The organism is Legionella navarrensis (assembly GCF_052527415.1).
The window spans coordinates 153,831-171,109 of sequence record NZ_JBNVZR010000001.1; the positions used below are offsets into that span (position 1 = coordinate 153,831).

Below are 17,279 nucleotides of genomic sequence, written 5' to 3' on the forward strand. Positions count from 1 at the left end.
TTGGAGTATAATCATAGGAACAGAAGGCTGCTCTTTGCAGAGCAGCCTTCTGCAAATCTGGAAATCAGCTTCCTGAACAGCCTGAGCAGCCTTTGCAGCCTGAGCAACCTGAACAGCCTTTGCAGCCTGAGCAGCCTTTGCAACCTTTGCAGCCTGCACAGCCAGAAGCTGGAGCAGTTGTTGTGTCATCTGCATAGGCAACAGAAGCAACTGGCATGGTAGACAGAGCAGCCAGCAGAGTGGCAACAGCTAATGATGATTTTTTCATAATGAGCCTTCCTTAGATTAAATTAAAAAAATACAACAAGATACCAATTACAGCTTAGCAGATAATTTATAAAAATACTCATAAATTTTATGATAAATCTGAGTATGCTCTATACTGGACAAAAACTCCGGACTGTCATTCCCGCGCAGGCGGGAAACTATCCAGGAGCGGGCTTCCGGCCTGATTTGACCATAGATCCCCACCCTTCCAATTAGCCTTAAGTTTTGCTTGACACTCTAAGCCCCCTACGTACCGCGGCTTGTCCGCGGTATCCATAAGTGGCTGACTTCTCACGCTGAACCAATGGATACCGCGGACAAGCCGCGGTACGTAGGCAGTGCAAAAGTAAAGAAAAACTTAAGGCTAATTGGAAGTCCCCGCCTGCGCGGATAGGACAAATGATGCACTGGAAGAGCAAATAATATAAAGATTAAGAAATTGTCCAGTACAGAGCTGAGTGTGTTGTGTGAGCTGATATAGATCAATACGGTTTGCGTTTTTAGTTTGTGTTTAGTCTGACGCTTATCTGTGTCATTATCCTTTTATCAATCCTGGTTCTGGGAGTACGGATACCTTGCATGCTTTAAAGCCAATAAAAATCAGCAGCGGAACCCTCGAGGCACTTAAATGGCTGGGGCTTTTGTTTATGACGATTGATCACAGCAACCGTGTGTTTTACAACGGCAGCATCAATTGGGCCTATGACGTGGGGCGTCTGGCTTTACCTCTTTTTGCCTTTGTTTTTTCTTACAACTACGCTCAGGTGGTGCCATTCGAATCCGATTTTTATCAAAAATCCTTCAGTCGCCTGCTGATATTCGGCGCCCTTGCAACACCTGCGTACATCTTGATGAAACACATGACTGGTCTCGTTCCGCTCAATATCCTGTTTACGTTGTTTGCGATCGGTGCCTGTGTGTATTTTTATGAGCTGAACAGAAGGATTAATCTGGAATCCTTTGCCATCGCTCTCGTAGCGGGTGTTTTTGTTGAATACAGCTGGCCGGGGATTATTCTTGGTCTGGCCTACTGGCGGGTGTGCAGGCAGCCAAATGGCGTCACGGCCGTGGCTGCCTTGCTTGCCACGGCCTTTTTATACCTCGTTAACAGGAATTTCTGGGCCATGGCGGCCTTGCCGATTATGCTGCTGGCACCCTGGGTAAATCTGTCTGTGCCACGGATACGCTATTTGTTCTGGTGGTATTACCCTCTGCATTTATCCGTGCTGGTTTTGTTGTATCGACTTATTTACTCTCCGTAATCTCAATCATTTTACGCAGCGCCTTTTTAGCATTATCAATCACCCATTGTTGATCCTGGGTCTGCAGCCGTTGACGGGTGCCGGTAAATTCATTTACTACGTCACCTGCCTTGACCTCGTTATAGGGCATGGCTTTGCCCTGACGCAGCAGATCAAGCAGGGCTACCAGATGCGGTGGATCGTTACGTGACATGGTGGCGCAACCGCAGCCTATGCCTTTTTCATCAGCATTTTTGGGGGCCTCAGCAAGATTAACGACCGTGATGCCCAGATTCTGGCAGTATTGTCTGAGGTTCTCAACCATATGGTTCTCGGTACCAATGGCGTAATGTCCGGTACCGGCACGATCATGGACAACGTAATCCCAGATAAATGCGGTGGAGCCGGCATGCTGCGCCACTCGAACCACGGAGTTGCGACACTCAGGGTGTACGATGGTGGTGTATTTCTGCTGATGCCAGTACTCGCACATCTCGGGCTGATAATGTGTGTGTACGGCGCATTGACTGGCAAACAGAATCAAGTCGGATTTGTCGAAGCGATCCAGCGTTGCCTTGTCCTGTTCGGCCAGTGAATACTGTGCACCTGCGGTACCACCCGGCCAGTAGGCGAGATTGTTGATGCCCAGCCACCAGGCTACGTTTTCTCCCATATGCTGGTCAGGAATAAACAGGATTTTTTTATTTTGCTGCTGCGCCCATTGAAAGATTTTTTTCACGTTTGAACTGGTGCACACTGCGCCACCCTGGGCACCCGTCATGGCTTTGACCCGGCCCGACGTATTCATATAGCAAACCGGTAAGATATTTTCAGCACCATAGCGTTCATTCAGATCCTGAAAAGCCGGTTCGACCATAAAGTCTTTGGCAAGCATTTCCATCGTGCAGCCGGATTTGGGATTGGTGATATACACGGACTGATGAGGATTGGCCAGAATACTGATAGATTCAGCCATGAAATGAACTGCCGATTCGATAATAACCGATTTTTGCGGATTATCAGCCGCCATGAGCGCCAGTTGGTACGAGTCGCCAATCTGCCCGCCAAACTGTTCAATCAGCCGGACAATGTCGCCACCCATATAATAGTGAGCGAGGAGGAGCAGTTCATCGCCGAAGTGATCCTGGGCTTTGCGGATGTAGGGCGTCATCCAGTTTAAAACAGTGGTTAATCTGCGATCCGGCAGCGCCTGGTATTCTTCCGCATAAGGAATAAAATCCTGTTGATACCAGTCCAGAGGATAATCACTCTGACAAATGCTCATGTCATTGGTAATGGGCATCAGCGTTTTTTCAGGCTGGTACTCGGTTGGGCTGCGAAACATATCAAGATACCTCAAACTTTAAATAAACGGGTTCTGCGGTGAAGTCATTCGGGAAATACTTTCCTGAGCGTGAGCCTTTTTGTTCGGAAAATCTTCTCTGTAGTGGCCACCACGGGACTCCCGGCGCGACAGGGCGGCACGCACAATTAATTCAGCATTCAACACGATATTGCGCAATTCAATAAAATCGCGGGTAATGCAGTGTTTCCAGTAATATTCTTCAATTATTTTTTTGCGCTTCATGATTAATTGTAGCAGATCCTCAAGGCCTGCTTCGGTTCGAACGATGCCGGCATAAGACGTCATCTCGCCACGCAGACTGCGCCAGTGAGCATTGATCTGGCTGGCACGGCGCGTGTTGATTTCACCGGGGGAACTCCAGCCCGGGATGTTGTCCACGCCCTTGCAGGGCGTCATGATGTCCTTAAGGGTGCAGTGTGCCGCGTTGCTGGCCATAATCAGCGCTTCGAGCAGGGAGTTGCTGGCCAGTCGATTGGCACCGTGCAGCCCGGTAAAGGCCACTTCGCCAATGGCAAACAGGCGTTTGATATCCGTCCGGCCGTCCACATCGGTCAATACGCCTCCACACTGGTAATGAGCTGCAGGAACTACTGGAATCATGTCCTGGCTCATATCGATACCGATTGATTCGAGGGTCGTGAATATCTGGGGAAAGCGCTTTTTCAAAAAGGCACGGGGCTGATGGGTTATGTCGAGATATACGAAGCCGTTCTGCCCTTGCTCGATTTCGCTGAAAATAGCGCGCGCAACCACATCACGTGTTGCCAGTTCCAGTTGCTCCGGTGCGTAGTTCCTCATGAACCGGTCGCCGGTTTCCGCGTTTTTCAGCAGGGCGCCTTCACCGCGTACCGCTTCGGAAATCAAAAAATTATTAACCGAATGATGATGCAGCAGGGTTGGGTGAAACTGATAGAATTCCATATTACCCACCCGGGCACCGGCCCGGTAAGCCATGGCTACCCCGTCGCCGGTAGCGACCATGGGATTGGTGGTATAACGATAGGTTTTGCCGGCACCACCAGTGGCGAGGATGACGCAGCGCGATACAAAGGTATGAATCGTATTTTTCTGACAGTCCAGTACGTAGGCACCCAGTACCTCGCCCTGATTATCGGTGCGGTGTGGGTGATAATGAGTAATCAGATTCACGGCAATGTGATGTTCGAAAATCTCAATCTGTTTTTGCTGTCGGACCAGTTGCAGCAGGGTCTGGGTTACCGTCAGCCCGGTCTGATCGCCGGTGTTGAAAATCCGCCGATGAGAGTGTCCGCCTTCCTGTGCCAGAGAAAAATCTCCGCCTGGAGTTTTATTAAACAGCACCGGATAATCGAGCAGCTCCTGAATAGCCTGTGGGCCCTGGCGAATGATGAATTCGACCGCGGGAGGGTAACATAAGCCATCCCCGGCAATAAGGGTATCTTCGATATGGGATTCTACTGAGTCTTCATGAGACTCAACGGCTGCAATACCTCCCTGCGCGTATCGACTGTTGCATTCACTGGCCTCTGCCTTGCTTATCAGAGCAATGCGTACATGAGGCTGCCGTTTCAGCAGCTGCAGACAGTAGTGCAGACCAGCCAGGCCAGAGCCTAAAACCAGCACGTCAAATTCGCGGGCTTCGCCTTGTTGGGAGGTGCTGTTCGTCATGAAAAAGCCTTAACCAGCTGAGCAGCCAGACCGGTGTATTTTTCTGGCGTCAGTGCCAGCAGCCTGCTTTTGGCGTCTTCCGGAATATTCAGTGCTGTGATGAACTGTTTGAGTGTGTGTGCGTCAATACCGTGACCACGCGTTAAATCCTTTAACTGCTCGTAAGCATTGGCGATTTGATAACGGCGCATCACCGTTTGTACCGCTTCGGCCAGCACTTCCCAGTTTTCATCCAAATCACTTTGCAGGGCTGCCTTGTTGATTTGCAGTTTGTCGTTGCCTTTGGCAATAGCCTGACAGGCAATGAGGCTATAGGCAAAGGCGGCACCAAGATTACGCAGAACGGTCGAGTCAGACAAATCGCGCTGCATGCGTGACTGCGTCAGCTTGTTGGCAAAATGCTCGAACAGTGCGCTGGCCAGGCCGAGATTACCTTCTGCATTTTCAAAGTCAATGGGATTCACTTTGTGCGGCATGGTCGAGGATCCTACTTCATCGGCAATGGTTTTCTGAGTGAAATAGCTCAGTGAGATGTAGGTCCAGATGTCGCGGGTGTAATCGATCAGAATGTTGTTGATGCGTGTCATGATATGGCAGACTTCTGCGATGCCATCATGCGGCTCGATCTGGGTGGTGTAGGCGCTGAACGACAGGCCCAGGGACGTTACGAACTGCGCGCAGTGCCTGCGCCAGTCAATTTCCGGGTAGGCGATGGTGTGTGCGTTGTAGTTTCCTACCGCACCGTTGAACTTGGCCGGTATTAACACCTCAGCCAGCTGCTGCATCGGGCGCTTCAGGCGGGCAACAAAATTCACCAGCTCCTTGCCCACAGTCGTTGGGGTTGCCGGCTGACCATGGGTGCGCGACAGCATGGCGATATCACCGTGTTGCTTACCCAGCATGGTGATGCCACCGATAATTTCGGCCAGCGCAGGCTGCATGATTTGGGCAATCGCTTCCTTCATCATCAGGGCGTAGGCCAGATTATTGATGTCTTCGGAGGTGCAGGCAAAATGAATAAAGCCTGCGTATTTTTTCAGATCAGTGTGAACAGACAGTTTTTCCTGCAGATAATATTCGATGGCCTTAACGTCATGATTGGTTTGTTTTTCATAGCGCTTGACCCGCTCGGCTTCCTGCTCATCAAAATTTGTAAGGATATTGGCCAGAAAGGCCTTCGATGTGGCATCCAGCTCAGGAACTTCAAGCAAGTCCTTATTGGCAGCCAGCGATTCCAGCCAGCGTATTTCCACCATCAGGCGATAATAGATAAGCGCGAACTCGCTGAAATACGGGCTAAGGCTCTCCGTTTTTTTCAGATAGCGACCATCGATGGGGGAAACAGCATTCAGGGCAGATAGAGTCATGGAACAAGCACCGCAATAATAAAGCCCGTATGATATTAGATGCGGGTCAGGAAGGGAAATAAAAAGTGAGTTTTAGGCTCAGGTCTGTTGACATTTTCCGGCGCCAGGCAAAAATCCGGATAATTTATGCGAATCAACCTGGTTTTTGACCGCGTTACCCATTATGAACAGGTCCTGATAAAAATCCGTCGTTTCAGTAGCAGATAAACTGTCTTACTATATAATCCCATGCAAAGAGCATCGCTGAGCTTCACAGACAGTGCAGCAGGACCCGGCGATTAAGCTGTTTATTTAAGTATCTGCAGCATTGACCGGGAGGAGCTGACATGAAGAGCATCAAAGTACCCTTATGGATTATCGCATTAATCGCCGCCCTGCCGCAGCTGAGTGAAACTATTTATACCCCGGCATTGCCAGCGCTTGCGCAGGGACTTCATATAACTGAGCGCCTCGCGCAATACACCCTGACAACCTATCTCATCGGTTTTGCCTTTGGCATACTGCTATGGGGCCGATTATCAGATCGCATTGGCAGGAAGCCTGGAGTTTTATTTGGTTTAATTATTTACATTATCGCATCCTTCGCCTGCTACCTGAGCACTTCTATTGAAATGTTACTTGCCATGCGGTTTTTGCAGGCCTTTGGCGCAAGCGTTGGTTCCGTTCTCGGACAGGCCATTGCCCGTGATGTGATAAGGCCAGAAGACAGAGGGCGTGCCTTTTCGATTGTCAGTATTGCCATGGCATTTGCTCCAGCACTTGGTCCTGTCATTGGCGGGATTATTATTCAATACACGAAATGGTCGTCTGTGTTTTTAGTCCTGTGTGCCCTGGCTGTTCTTATCATCATTCAGATCCTGTTGTTTCTACCAGAAACACTTATTAAAACCGAAGCGCCTTCTGCAAAAGGCAGCCTGCTCAAGAGCTGTATGGCACAAATGATCCGCGATCCCAGACTGCTGGGCCTGGGTATGATGGTAGGTGGTGTGAACGGAATCCTCTTTGGTTACTTCGCGGAATCCCCATTTTTCTTCATCGAGTCACTGGGGTTAAACAGTTCGACTTTTGGCCTGCTGGCCTTTGGGATTTGTCTGCCCCTCGCCTTGGGCGGGGCTATTTCCAAACGATTACATGCGCGAGGTGATTCTGCCGACCGTATCCTCTGCCATGGTATTCGCGTGATTATTTCAGGAGCTTTATCGTTCTATATATTAACCACATCCTCCATGATTGACGCCTCTGGCCCATTGATATCTGTTCTGCTGTCCTTAAGCTGTATCTGTGTTGTCATGAGCGGCGTAACCATGATTATTCCTAATTGCCTGAGCCAGGCCCTGCAGGAATATGGTTCGTATGCGGGAACTGCGGCTTCACTTTTTGGCTTTTATTATTACTTTTTAATTTCTTTGTTTACGGCACTGATGGCGCTTCTGCACAACGGTAGCCTGAACGCTTTGCCGCTATTTTTCCTGGTCATATCAGGCATCATGATGTTTGTTTATTACCTGTTGATCATGCCTCGGGAGCCTGCGAGAGAAGTGGCATAACGATAAAGGAGATTGTCTCACTCCAGCGCAGTATTCGCTGTTTCCTTCATCTGGCTCAGGGCGATAAGTGCCAGGATACTTCCTGACATCAGATACAGACCGGGTATGGACTGGCTTTGGGTCAGGTTGGTCAGCCAGGTGACTGCGAAAGGTGCTGTGCCACCAAAAATGGCGTAACTGACGTTGTACCCAATGGCTGTAATGGTGTAGCGAACCGGAGTCTGTACCAGCTCCTGAGCCGCCGTTGTGAGGGTTCCCTGATACAAAAACGCGAGTAGAACGAATATGGCTTCAACCGTAATCAGACTGGCCAGAGAGCCTTTGCTGGCCAGCAGGGCGTAAGAGGGCCAGGCAAAAATCAGGAACCCAACCGCACCGGCGCACAGGCAGGGCTTTCTGCCTATACGGTCCGACAGCATGCCGGCAAAGGGGATAGTGAATGTCACCACCGCAATCGCCACGGTCGTGACCAGGCTGGCTGTGTTCATGGGAATGCCCATGACGTTTGACGCATAGAAGGGCATGAATACGAACACTAGATAAGTAATCATGGCGCTCAGGGCGTAGAGGCCTGTCAGGATGCCAATGGATTTTTTATTGTGTCTGATCACCTGCAGGGTTGATTCTTCGTTGAGCTGACCTTCGTTTTTGATGCGCGTAAACAACGCTGCTTCCGGTAGTTGACGGCGAAAATAATAACCAAGAAGTCCACTGACGATGCCAAATAAAAAGGGAAGCCGCCAGGCCCAGGCGCTCAAATCTGCGGGGCTCATGCATTGTGTCATGATGCTGGTAACAAGCGAGCTTAACAGCATTCCAGTACCAACCGCCGACCACATCATGGAACCAAGTACGCCACGCGACCTTTCGGGCAGCGATTCCAGTACATAGGCCGCTGCTCCCGTGGTTTCGCCGCCCACACAAAAGCCCTGAATCAGGCGGCAGATCACCAGCAGCACCGGCGCCATCAAGCCAATCTGCTGCCAGGTGGGCAGCAGACCAATCGCTATTGTGGACAGAGAAATGGCAAGCATGGACAGAACCAGTACCCGTTTACGGCCAATGCGATCCCCATAATGACCGAATACGGCGGCTCCCAATGGCCTTATCAAAAAACCGACAGCAAATACGGCGTATACAGATATCCATGATGCCCATGGGTTGTCAGCAGGGAAAAAACGCTCAGACATGATGGGTGAAAAAAAAGCGAAGATGGAGAAGTCGTACCATTCCAGTACGGTTCCCAGGTAGGCGGGTGCCAGAATTTTTACTGCTGCTTTGATACTGCTCATGGTTTAAAGCCTGAATGAAACAAAAAAGGCAGAATGCCTGAAAAGCAGTCTACCTTTTCTATTTGCAACATCTGTTTCGAAGAGATTATTTTACTTTTTTCTCTTTGAAAATAACGTGCTTACGAACGACGGGATCGTATTTTCTTAATTCCATCTTTTCAGGATGGTTACGTGGATTCTTGGTTGTCGTCACAAAATAGCCTGTACCAGCGGTAGATTCCATTTTGACTTTGACAGTAACTGCTGCCATGTTAGCCCCTTATAATTAAATTTTATCGCCATTGGCTCTCAGCATGTCCAAAACAGCCTTGATACCCAGTTTGTCAATAATACGCATGCCTTTCGTACTGACTTTCAAACGAACGAAACGGTTTTCTTCTTCAACCCAGAAACGATGGAACTGGATGTTAGGCAGGAAACGGCGTCTTGTTTTGTTATTGGCATGCGATACGTTATTCCCGCTCATGGGGCGCTTGCCAGTAACCTGACATACTCTTGACATGTTGTTACTCCAATTATTCTATAGATTTAAGTCAGCAAATTAATCTGCAATATACAGGTGTGACTTTATAGCAAAAAAAGGCCAGGGATGCAAATCCCCTGACCATTTATTGTGAAAATTTCTCGAATTATATTGACATGACAGGTTCATGATCACCTGGGCTGTCATCCACCTCTGCTGCCAGTGGCTGGGCTGTCTGTTGTGCGGCCTCGGCCAGCTCCCGATTCAGTATCGAACGCAATCTGGCAGTACGGCTGTTGGGATGGTTATCGCAGTAACGCTCGGCTTCGGCCCTGTTGTTGATAACCCCTCGGCTGACTGACCAGAGAAAGTCGCTGTATGGGTTGTAGAAGGTACTGGTCTTGATTGTGGCTCTATAGCGTCTGAGCAATTCTGCGAACCATTGCTCATCCTCATCAAAGTTGCCTTTAATCTGCCTGTCTGCGTTATCAGGAACCAGTTTTTCCAGTTTAAAAACAGTCCTGTCTGCGCGACCAAAGAAGTGTCGGAGCGCCGTCAAAAAGGAGCGATCCGCAAAAATGATCTCGTGCAGAGGATTGGCGCGATTGTGAGCTGCCCGGTAGAAATTGGCAACGAGCTCTGGCCTGTCCTTTTTATATTCTGCTACAGCGGCAATCAGCGCCCGGCGGTTGCTTTGCAGCAGTTTGCACCACCGCTCACTCCGTGGGGCTTCGGCGCCATGACACAGCAGCATGGCAATTCCACGCAGAGCTTCCGGACGCTGTTTATTCTGATTCAGGCGTTTGCATAACAGGTCGATGGCGCGGGTGTTATTCTTGTTTCCAGTATCCACAGGGTTTTGGGGGCCGGGCTGGACCGGTATGTGCCGGAGCAGAGCCTGCATGGCATCAATGGCACCGTAGCGGGCAGCCAGGATAAGTGGTGTTTCTTTTTTCGCTCCGCAGGGATTGTGTATCTGCGCACCGGCATTAACCAGGGGCTCCACGGCATCAGCAAAATTACATTTGACGGCTTCATGCAGCGCCTGCAGGTTGTTTGTCTTCTGATTGGGGTTAGGATTCAACTGCATTAACAGCTTCAGTACATCGATGTTGCGCAGCTCTATGGCATGAGAAACCAGGGTACGGCCCTGGTCATCACGCGAGTTGATGCTGGCTTTAGGCTGTATCACCTGGGGCTGTTGATCCTGCCGTTGCCATTGTCTGGAAAGAGGGCGGGCGTTACTGACCAGGATGCTATCGACGCTTTGTCTGTGTTCCACTTCCTGCCCGACGGTGTTGTCTGTGTCATCGTCGGAGTCATTATCCTGTAATGTGCTCGAGCCGGGCTGAGCGTCATTTATTGCCGGTGAGAGAGCAAATCGAACAGGAGAGAAGGGGGGACGAACGGGTGTATCCAGGGCGGAAGTCGCCACATACTGTGTAGCGTGTATCTGGCGCAGCAGAAACGCTATCAAATCTTCTTTTCTGCATTGAAAGGCCAGGTGAATGGGCTGATCGAGATCCAGTGGGGCGCCTTGTTCTATTAACCAGGACATGTGTTCAACCAGATTGTTGTCCTTGGAGTCATGCTCCATAATCAGGTAGTTCAAAACAGTTAACTGCTGCCCGCCTTCCATCCAGAATGTCTGATGCAGGAAGCGTTCGTCAGTTTGCAGTTTCATCAGAATAAATTCTTTAAACTGATTAAGTTCCATGTGAGATTGTAACTCGGTAAATAAAGCCATCGTGCTGTTTCCTGTAACAGTTTAAGAGAAAAGCGAGCGCATTGATTGTGTGCACCAATTACGCACAGCCCACGCCGATTCAGGACTTTTTAAATATTAAATCCCATACGCCATGCCCAAGACGTTGTCCACGCTGTTCAAATTTAGTGAGAGGACGGCTGTCTGGTCTGGGTGCAAATTGCCCAGTCGGCTGAGTATTGCATAATGTTGGTTCGGCAGACAAGACGCTCATCATATGTTCAGCATAATCTTCCCAGTCGGTAGCGCAGTGCAGAAAACCGCCCGGCTTAAGACGGTCAGACAGCAGGCGCACAAAATCAGTCTGAATCAGGCGACGTTTGTTGTGGCGTTTTTTATGCCATGGATCAGGGAAAAAGATCTGGATACCATCCAGAGAGGCTGTGGCTATCTGTTGCTGGAACACTTCAACGGCATCCTGAGAAACGAGGCGGATGTTGTGCAGGTCATGATCGTGGACGTCTGCAGCCAGACTGCCTACGCCCGCCAGATGCACTTCAATGCCGATAAAATCTGTTTCCGGATGAGCCTGTGCCATGGCAAATAACGAGGCGCCCATGCCAAAGCCAATTTCAACGATAACCGGCGCCTCTCGACCAAACAGAGCAGAGAAGTCCCATGGGCTTTTGTCGCAGGGAAGGGAATAGTCCTGCAGCCAGTTGTCCAGCGCATGCTGCTGCCTGTTGCTGACACGTCCTGTGCGTAACACAAAACTTTTGATAATTCGTCGCATGATGTAACCCATCCTGTAAAAAGCCGGAGAGTATATCAGCTGAAGCCGGAGCCTGTCAGTGCCCATGCATGTACGCCAAACCGGCTAACTACAGCCACAGTCTGCGTTTGACGCACAACACTTGCTTAAAGCGCGCATAGGTCATAGAATTCAAGCTTTGCATAAATTAAGGTTGGGAGAATCCAATGGGATGGAATGAACCGGACAAAGGTAAAGATCCATGGAGTGGCAGGCAGCAACCACCCGATCTGGACGAGGCGCTGAAGCGTTTGCAGGCCAGACTGAAAAAGGTATTTTTTGGTGGTTCCGACGGTTCAGGCCAGGGCTCTGATGCTCAGACGGACAAATCTCAGGGATCGGGCGCCGGTTTTATTGCATCCATGCTTGGCCTTATTGTGCTTGTGCTGTGGGCGCTGTCTGGAATCTTTATTGTTGATCCGGCCGAGCAGGCGGCCATCCTCCGTTTTGGCAGGTACATCGAGACCGTAGGGCCCGGGCCGCACTGGATCCCAAGCCTTATCGATTCCAAAATTGTCATGAACGTCGATCGTGTGTCCGACTATTCCTATTCCGGGCAAATGCTGACCCAGGATGAAAATCTGGTTTCAGTCTCTGTGGCCGTGCAATACCGTATCGGCGATCTGGAGGCCTACCTGTTCAATGTTGCCGATCCTCAGGAAAGTCTGCGACAGGCAACATCCAGCGCCCTGCGCCAGGTTGTAGGTAATACTACTCTTGATCAGATTATTACCGCCGGTCGTGAGGCCTGGGGTATCAACGTGCAGGACTCGCTCGTAAAAATTCTTGGTGACTACAAAACGGGTATTGTGATTGTTAACGTAACCCCGCAGCCGGCGCGCGCGCCTGAGAATGTTCAGGATGCCTTCGATGACGCCATCAAGGCTCAGGAAGATGAAAAGCGATTCAAGGCTCAGGCTCTTGCCTACCAGGCCCGCGTGGTGCCGATTGCTCAGGGTAACGCAAAACGGATTAAAGCCGAAGCGGAAGCCTATGCCAAACAGGTGGTACTGAAAGCAACCGGTGACGTGGCAGAGTTTCTGGCTGTTTTACCCATTTATCTGCAGGCACCGGCTGTAACCGCTGAACGTATGTATCTGGACAGCATGCAGACCGTATTGAGCCGCAGCAGCACGATAATTGTGGATGGCAAGGCCGGTAACATGCTTTATCTGCCATTGGACAAAATGGCGGCTGCGCAGCCGCCAGCAAACGGCACAAGGGCCACTGCCATGCCTGGCGAGCCTGAAGATGTTAACAACATGGCGAATCAGATAATGTCCAGCCGGGATGCTGTACGGCAAACCCTGCGTCAAGGGAGAGAGTAATTATCATGAGTAAATTAAAAATAAGCCTTGGTTTGATTCTTTTTTTTGGTCTCATCGTGTTCCTGACCAGCGTCTTCACGGTAACTGAAGGTGAGCATGGTATCCTGCTGCGACTTGGGCGTCTGGTGAATGACGCGCAAACCGGCGAGGCCAGAGTTCTGTCTCCTGGTCTGCACGTAAAAACCCCTTTTATTGAGAGCGTGCGTCTGTTTGATACCCGCCTGCAGACCCTGGATATCAAGTCTTCACGTATCGTGACCAAAGAAAAGAAAGACGTTATCGTAGATTATTACGTCAAATGGCAAATCAATAACCTCGCTCGCTACTTCAAATCGACAGGTGGCAATGAGTTTAAGGCTGAGACCCTGCTCGAACAGCAATTGAATACGTCTCTTCGGGCGCAGTTTGGTAAACGCAGCATTTCCGAACTGGTGTCTGGCGGGCGCGATGATCTGATGGGTCTCCTGCGTGATAATGCCGAAGTGCAGGCCAGCGGTCTGGGTGTTCACGTTGTGGATGTTCGTATCAAAGGGATTGAGTTACCCTCCAGCGCTACCAATGCTGTGTATCAGCGGATGCGTGCCGATATGCAGGAAATTGCCAACCGCCATCGTGCGGACGGTAACGCGACCGCCGAGGCCATTCAGGCCGCAGCCGATGCCGAGGTCACCGTTTTCCTGGCGAAGGCCCGCAGTGAAGGTCAGATAACCCGCGCTGCCGGTCAGGCAAAAGCGGCAGCTATTTATGCCGATGCCTACAATAAAAACAAAGAGTTTTTTGCCTTTTATCGAAGCCTGAAAGCCTATGAAGGCAGTTTTACCAGCAAGCAGGATTTGCTCGTTCTTGATCAGAGCAGTGACTTCTTTCGTTATTTTAAACAATCCATGGTAAAAGAGGATGGTGTTAGCAAGAAAAACTGATTATAATTGCTGATTTTGCCAAAAACGAATGGACGAATGTTGAAAATGGGTTAAGTACGCTTAACCTTTTTTTTTTACGCGTTTGAGGGGGTTGGCAAGTGTTGGTTAATTTTTTATCTGCTCTGGCTTTGGTTATGGTGTTGGAAGGTTTGATGCCATTTGCCTCGCCACAGCGCTGGAAGCAGGTTATTCGCAGGATACTGGAGCAAAGTGACAGGCGTTTACGCATGATCGGATTTTTTAGCATGTCTGTGGGGGTTGTTATCCTCACGATTATTCACCAATTTGCAGAGTAAGAGTTGACTATGGGTAAAAATGTTGTAGTTGTTGGTACGCAGTGGGGCGACGAAGGCAAAGGTAAAATTGTTGATTTGCTGACGCGCGAGGCGCAGGTGGTAGTTCGCTATCAAGGTGGACACAACGCTGGCCACACACTCAGGATTAATGGTGAAAAGACGGTTCTCCGCCTTATTCCTTCCGGTATGCTGCGTACACACGTTCAGTGTTATATTGGCAATGGCGTGGTACTGTCGCCCCAGGCCCTGCTGGATGAAATTGCCGAGCTGGAAGCCAAGGGAATCAATGTGCGCAGCCGTCTGTTCATCAGTCAGGCATGCCCTCTGATTCTTCCCTGCCATGTTGCTCTGGACAAGGCCCGTGAGCAGCATAAAGGCCAGTCAGCGATCGGTACGACCGGTCGCGGCATTGGCCCTGCCTACGAAGACAAGGTAGCCAGACGCGCCCTGAAAGTCAGTGACCTGTTCCACCCTGAGCGGTTTGCCGCCAGACTGAAGGAGCTGCTGGAATACCATAATTTTGTCTTGAAAAACTATTTCCATCAGGCTGAAGTTCCTTTCCAGGCTCTGTTTGACGAGGCTATGGCCTGGGCTGAGCAATTAAAGCCCATGGTTTGCGATGTGACCACGCGTCTGCATGAGCATCGTGAGCGCGGTGACGATATTCTGTTTGAAGGGGCGCAGGGCGTTTATCTGGATGTTGACCACGGAACCTATCCTTTCGTCACGTCGTCCAATACCTGCGTGGGCAGTGTCGTGAATGGCGCGGGCTTTGGCCCGAGGTATCTCGATTACGTACTGGGTATTACCAAGGCTTACACCACGCGTGTGGGTGGTGGTCCGTTCCCGACTGAGCTGCATGACGAGGTGGGCAGGCATCTGGCCGAGCGTGGCAACGAATTTGGTGCGGTTACTGGCCGTCCTCGTCGCTGCGGCTGGTTTGACGCCGTTCTGCTGCGCCGCTCGATAGAGCTGAACAGCATCACCGGTCTGTGCCTGACCAAAATGGACGTCCTGGATGGTCTGGAAACGATTCGCATTGCCGTAGCTTACCGTAACCGGGATGGCCTGGAATTGAGTCGTCCACCCCAGTCGGCTGATGATTTTGACGGTTTGACGCCGATATACGAAGACATGCCAGGGTGGCAGGAGTGCACGGCCGATATCACCTCGATTGACGATTTGCCAGCCAATGCCCGTGCCTACGTGAAGCGGCTCGAGGCCATTCTGGGTATTCCGGTTGATATGCTGTCAACAGGGCCTGAGCGTGATTCAACGATGGTATTCCGGGATCCCTTTGCCGCCTGAAGCGCCGGATAATTTAACACGCTACATGAAGTAGGTTGGGCCTTGGCCCAACATGGCATTGGCACCCCGGCTGATTGTTGGGCCAAGGCCCAACCTACCGTAATCAGGATCATTGCATACAACATCAGGAACACATGCATTGTTTTAAATGATTCGGCGCCCCAGGAAATCCTGGGCTGCGCCCCTTAAGCTGAACATCGTGAAATACATCCGGTGTTTAGTGTGATCTGCAATCAACTACGAGGTCATCATGCGTTTGCTTGCTTTGAGTTGTATTCTTTTCTCCACCTTGCCTTCTCTGGCAGCTGCCAGCGTCAACGAGCGCTTTGAGCAGGTCAAATCTGATCCCAATGCCCTCTATGCCTTTTTAAAAAACATGCCGAAAGGCGGTGAGCTGCATTATCACCTGTCCGGTGGTGCGTATCCCGAAACCATGCTGGCAGTCGCGGCTAAGGGCAATTACTGTCTGAATCAGGACACTTTTGTCATGAGTCCGATTCTGCAGACCTGCGAGGGGATAGAGGCCAGGGATTTGAGCCAGAACCCTGAGCTGTATAATCAAACCATACGAGCCTGGTCCATGAAGGACTTTATTCCCGGGCGGCAATCATCGCATGATCATTTTTTTGCCAGCTTTTATCTGTTCGGCAAACTGGTTGCCGCAGAACACGTGCCTCTTCTGGCGGAAGTGATGCAGCGGGCAGTGGATCAAAATGAGCAGTACATGGAAATCATGATCATGCCGGATAACGCGAAGTCTGGCAGCATTGTCTCCATACCGGTTTTACCGGCTGATTTTACCGAATTAAAATCGCGCCTGCTGGCTGATCCGGCTTTTGCCGCCGAGATTGATAATACAGTGAAGGTGGCCGACTCTCTATTGACAGACACTCAGAAGTATCTGGCCTGTGATAAGACGCTGGAGCAGGATGTCTGCCGTCTGACAGTTCGTTTTCAGTATCACGTGTTGCGTAACCAGCCTCTTGAAAAAGTCTTTCCTCAGGCGTTACATGCCTTTGCTGCGGCGTCGCGGTCCAAGGCGATTGTGGGTGTGAACCTGGTGCAGGCTGAAGATGGTTTTATCTCTCTGCGCGATTATCGTCAGCAAATGCAGATATTCGAGTTTATGCATCAGGCTTATCCTGATGTGCGAATCTCTCTTCATGCCGGGGAGCTGTCATCTGGCGATGTGTTACCCGAGGATTTGCGTTTTCATATTCATGATGCCATTAAAACCGGTCATGCTGAACGCATTGGTCATGGTCTGGATATTGGCTTTGAAGACAATGCGGAAAACATACTGGCTGATATGGCCAGAAATTCGATTCCAGTAGAAATTAATCTGGTAAGTAATCAAAAGATTTTTGGTATTTCGGGTAGAAAGCATCCCTTGTCCTACTACCTGTCCCGTAACGTACCGGTGGTGTTGTCTACGGATGATGAGGGAATATTACGCACCGATTTGACGCATCAATACGTTGAGGCAGTGCAGCAACACGGTGTGGATTACCCCGCACTCAGGCAGATTAACCGTAACGCATTGACCTACAGTTTTCTCCCCGGCAAAAGTCTGTGGCGTGATGCAGCCCTGGCGATTCCTGTTCCTGAGTGCATGGATTTAAACAGCAGTAGCTGCGATCAGTTCATCAAGGAAAGCGAAAAAGCGGGGCTGCAAAGGCAGCTTGAATTGAAACTGGCTGAGTTTGAACAGGCCTGGTAAG

General features: G+C 50.3%; 16 protein-coding genes. 8 read left to right on the forward strand and 8 right to left on the reverse strand.

Annotated features, from left to right (window positions below):
* Together ACQUTA_RS00600 and ACQUTA_RS00605 are read left to right on the forward strand one after the other, a co-directional pair.
* Entirely contained in the window at positions 1-222 is a 222-nt protein-coding gene (locus tag ACQUTA_RS00600; protein WP_444986194.1) for a hypothetical protein, read from the forward strand.
* A 620-nt stretch (positions 223-842) separates the two neighbouring features.
* Complete coding sequence (locus tag ACQUTA_RS00605; protein WP_444986196.1) at positions 843-1,529, forward strand: TraX family protein; 687 nt, start codon at positions 843-845, stop codon at positions 1,527-1,529.
* Here the strand turns inward: ACQUTA_RS00605 and nadA are convergent.
* Genes nadA through purB form a run of 3 tightly spaced genes read right to left on the reverse strand, consistent with a single transcriptional unit; the run spans position 1,513 to position 5,888 of the window.
* Positions 1,513-2,853, reverse strand: coding sequence for a quinolinate synthase NadA (gene nadA, locus ACQUTA_RS00610; protein ID WP_444986197.1), 1,341 nt, complete (start codon positions 2,851-2,853; stop codon positions 1,513-1,515). The two genes, ACQUTA_RS00605 and nadA, sit on opposite strands and share 17 nt — an antisense overlap.
* A gap of 18 nt (positions 2,854-2,871) precedes the next feature.
* Positions 2,872-4,521, reverse strand: a complete 1,650-nt coding sequence (gene nadB / locus ACQUTA_RS00615) for an L-aspartate oxidase (protein WP_444986199.1) — start codon at positions 4,519-4,521, stop codon at positions 2,872-2,874.
* The gene (gene purB / locus ACQUTA_RS00620; protein ID WP_444986200.1) at positions 4,518-5,888 is read right to left on the reverse strand and encodes an adenylosuccinate lyase; all 1,371 of its coding nucleotides are present in this window, start codon (positions 5,886-5,888) and stop codon (positions 4,518-4,520) included. The genes nadB and purB overlap by 4 nt, the downstream gene beginning before the upstream one ends.
* A gap of 326 nt (positions 5,889-6,214) precedes the next feature.
* Here purB and ACQUTA_RS00625 point away from each other — a divergent pair, with 326 nt between their 5' ends.
* Positions 6,215-7,435, forward strand: a complete 1,221-nt coding sequence (locus ACQUTA_RS00625) for a multidrug effflux MFS transporter (RefSeq protein ID WP_444986202.1) — start codon at positions 6,215-6,217, stop codon at positions 7,433-7,435.
* A 17-nt stretch (positions 7,436-7,452) separates the two neighbouring features.
* Here the strand turns inward: ACQUTA_RS00625 and ACQUTA_RS00630 are convergent, their stop codons facing one another.
* The 5 genes from ACQUTA_RS00630 to trmB all read right to left on the reverse strand — a co-directional run bounded on the left by ACQUTA_RS00630 (position 7,453) and on the right by trmB (position 11,688).
* Positions 7,453-8,727: an MFS transporter gene (locus ACQUTA_RS00630; protein ID WP_444986204.1), complete on the reverse strand. Its 1,275-nt coding sequence runs from the start codon at positions 8,725-8,727 to the stop codon at positions 7,453-7,455.
* Positions 8,728-8,812: 85 nt separating this feature from the next.
* Complete coding sequence (rpmG, locus tag ACQUTA_RS00635) at positions 8,813-8,977, reverse strand: 50S ribosomal protein L33 (protein ID WP_444986206.1); 165 nt, start codon at positions 8,975-8,977, stop codon at positions 8,813-8,815.
* A gap of 15 nt (positions 8,978-8,992) precedes the next feature.
* Complete coding sequence (gene rpmB / locus ACQUTA_RS00640; RefSeq protein WP_444986208.1) at positions 8,993-9,229, reverse strand: 50S ribosomal protein L28; 237 nt, start codon at positions 9,227-9,229, stop codon at positions 8,993-8,995.
* 127 nt (positions 9,230-9,356) lie between these two features.
* Positions 9,357-10,937: an ankyrin repeat domain-containing protein gene (locus ACQUTA_RS00645; RefSeq protein ID WP_444986209.1), complete on the reverse strand. Its 1,581-nt coding sequence runs from the start codon at positions 10,935-10,937 to the stop codon at positions 9,357-9,359.
* Between the two features lie 79 nt (positions 10,938-11,016).
* Positions 11,017-11,688 (reverse strand): tRNA (guanosine(46)-N7)-methyltransferase TrmB, encoded by a 672-nt coding sequence (gene trmB / locus ACQUTA_RS00650; RefSeq protein WP_444986211.1) that lies wholly within the window; start codon positions 11,686-11,688, stop codon positions 11,017-11,019.
* A gap of 185 nt (positions 11,689-11,873) precedes the next feature.
* Here trmB and hflK point away from each other — a divergent pair, with 185 nt between their 5' ends.
* The 5 genes from hflK (at position 11,874) to ACQUTA_RS00675 (ending at position 17,278) form a co-directional block, all read left to right on the forward strand.
* Positions 11,874-13,034: an FtsH protease activity modulator HflK gene (gene hflK / locus ACQUTA_RS00655; RefSeq protein WP_444986212.1), complete on the forward strand. Its 1,161-nt coding sequence runs from the start codon at positions 11,874-11,876 to the stop codon at positions 13,032-13,034.
* A gap of 5 nt (positions 13,035-13,039) precedes the next feature.
* Positions 13,040-13,954 (forward strand): protease modulator HflC, encoded by a 915-nt coding sequence (gene hflC, locus ACQUTA_RS00660; RefSeq protein WP_444986214.1) that lies wholly within the window; start codon positions 13,040-13,042, stop codon positions 13,952-13,954.
* A 98-nt stretch (positions 13,955-14,052) separates the two neighbouring features.
* Positions 14,053-14,250: a DUF2065 domain-containing protein gene (locus ACQUTA_RS00665; protein WP_444986216.1), complete on the forward strand. Its 198-nt coding sequence runs from the start codon at positions 14,053-14,055 to the stop codon at positions 14,248-14,250.
* Between the two features lie 9 nt (positions 14,251-14,259).
* The gene (locus ACQUTA_RS00670) at positions 14,260-15,558 is read left to right on the forward strand and encodes an adenylosuccinate synthase (protein ID WP_444986218.1); all 1,299 of its coding nucleotides are present in this window, start codon (positions 14,260-14,262) and stop codon (positions 15,556-15,558) included.
* 250 nt (positions 15,559-15,808) lie between these two features.
* Positions 15,809-17,278 carry an adenosine deaminase family protein gene (locus ACQUTA_RS00675; protein ID WP_444986220.1) on the forward strand — a complete coding sequence of 490 codons (1,470 nt, stop codon included), beginning with the start codon at positions 15,809-15,811 and terminating at the stop codon, positions 17,276-17,278.
* Position 17,279 lies beyond the last annotated feature (1 nt).

Excerpts from the sequence above, each read along its gene's own strand:
- nadB (WP_444986199.1), bottom strand. The coding sequence starts at position 4,521 with ATGACGAACAGCACCTCCCAACAAGGCGAAGCCCGCGAATTTGACGTG.
- ACQUTA_RS00675 (WP_444986220.1), top strand. The coding sequence starts at position 15,809 with ATGCGTTTGCTTGCTTTGAGTTGTATTCTTTTCTCCACCTTGCCTTCT.
- hflK (WP_444986212.1), top strand. The coding sequence starts at position 11,874 with ATGGGATGGAATGAACCGGACAAAGGTAAAGATCCATGGAGTGGCAGG.
- trmB (WP_444986211.1), bottom strand. The coding sequence starts at position 11,688 with ATGCGACGAATTATCAAAAGTTTTGTGTTACGCACAGGACGTGTCAGC.
- rpmB (WP_444986208.1), bottom strand. The coding sequence starts at position 9,229 with ATGTCAAGAGTATGTCAGGTTACTGGCAAGCGCCCCATGAGCGGGAAT.
- ACQUTA_RS00645 (WP_444986209.1), bottom strand. The coding sequence starts at position 10,937 with ATGGCTTTATTTACCGAGTTACAATCTCACATGGAACTTAATCAGTTT.
- nadA (WP_444986197.1), bottom strand. The coding sequence starts at position 2,853 with ATGTTTCGCAGCCCAACCGAGTACCAGCCTGAAAAAACGCTGATGCCC.
- purB (WP_444986200.1), bottom strand. The coding sequence starts at position 5,888 with ATGACTCTATCTGCCCTGAATGCTGTTTCCCCCATCGATGGTCGCTAT.
- ACQUTA_RS00670 (WP_444986218.1), top strand. The coding sequence starts at position 14,260 with ATGGGTAAAAATGTTGTAGTTGTTGGTACGCAGTGGGGCGACGAAGGC.
- rpmG (WP_444986206.1), bottom strand. The coding sequence starts at position 8,977 with ATGGCAGCAGTTACTGTCAAAGTCAAAATGGAATCTACCGCTGGTACA.
- ACQUTA_RS00625 (WP_444986202.1), top strand. The coding sequence starts at position 6,215 with ATGAAGAGCATCAAAGTACCCTTATGGATTATCGCATTAATCGCCGCC.
- ACQUTA_RS00630 (WP_444986204.1), bottom strand. The coding sequence starts at position 8,727 with ATGAGCAGTATCAAAGCAGCAGTAAAAATTCTGGCACCCGCCTACCTG.
- hflC (WP_444986214.1), top strand. The coding sequence starts at position 13,040 with ATGAGTAAATTAAAAATAAGCCTTGGTTTGATTCTTTTTTTTGGTCTC.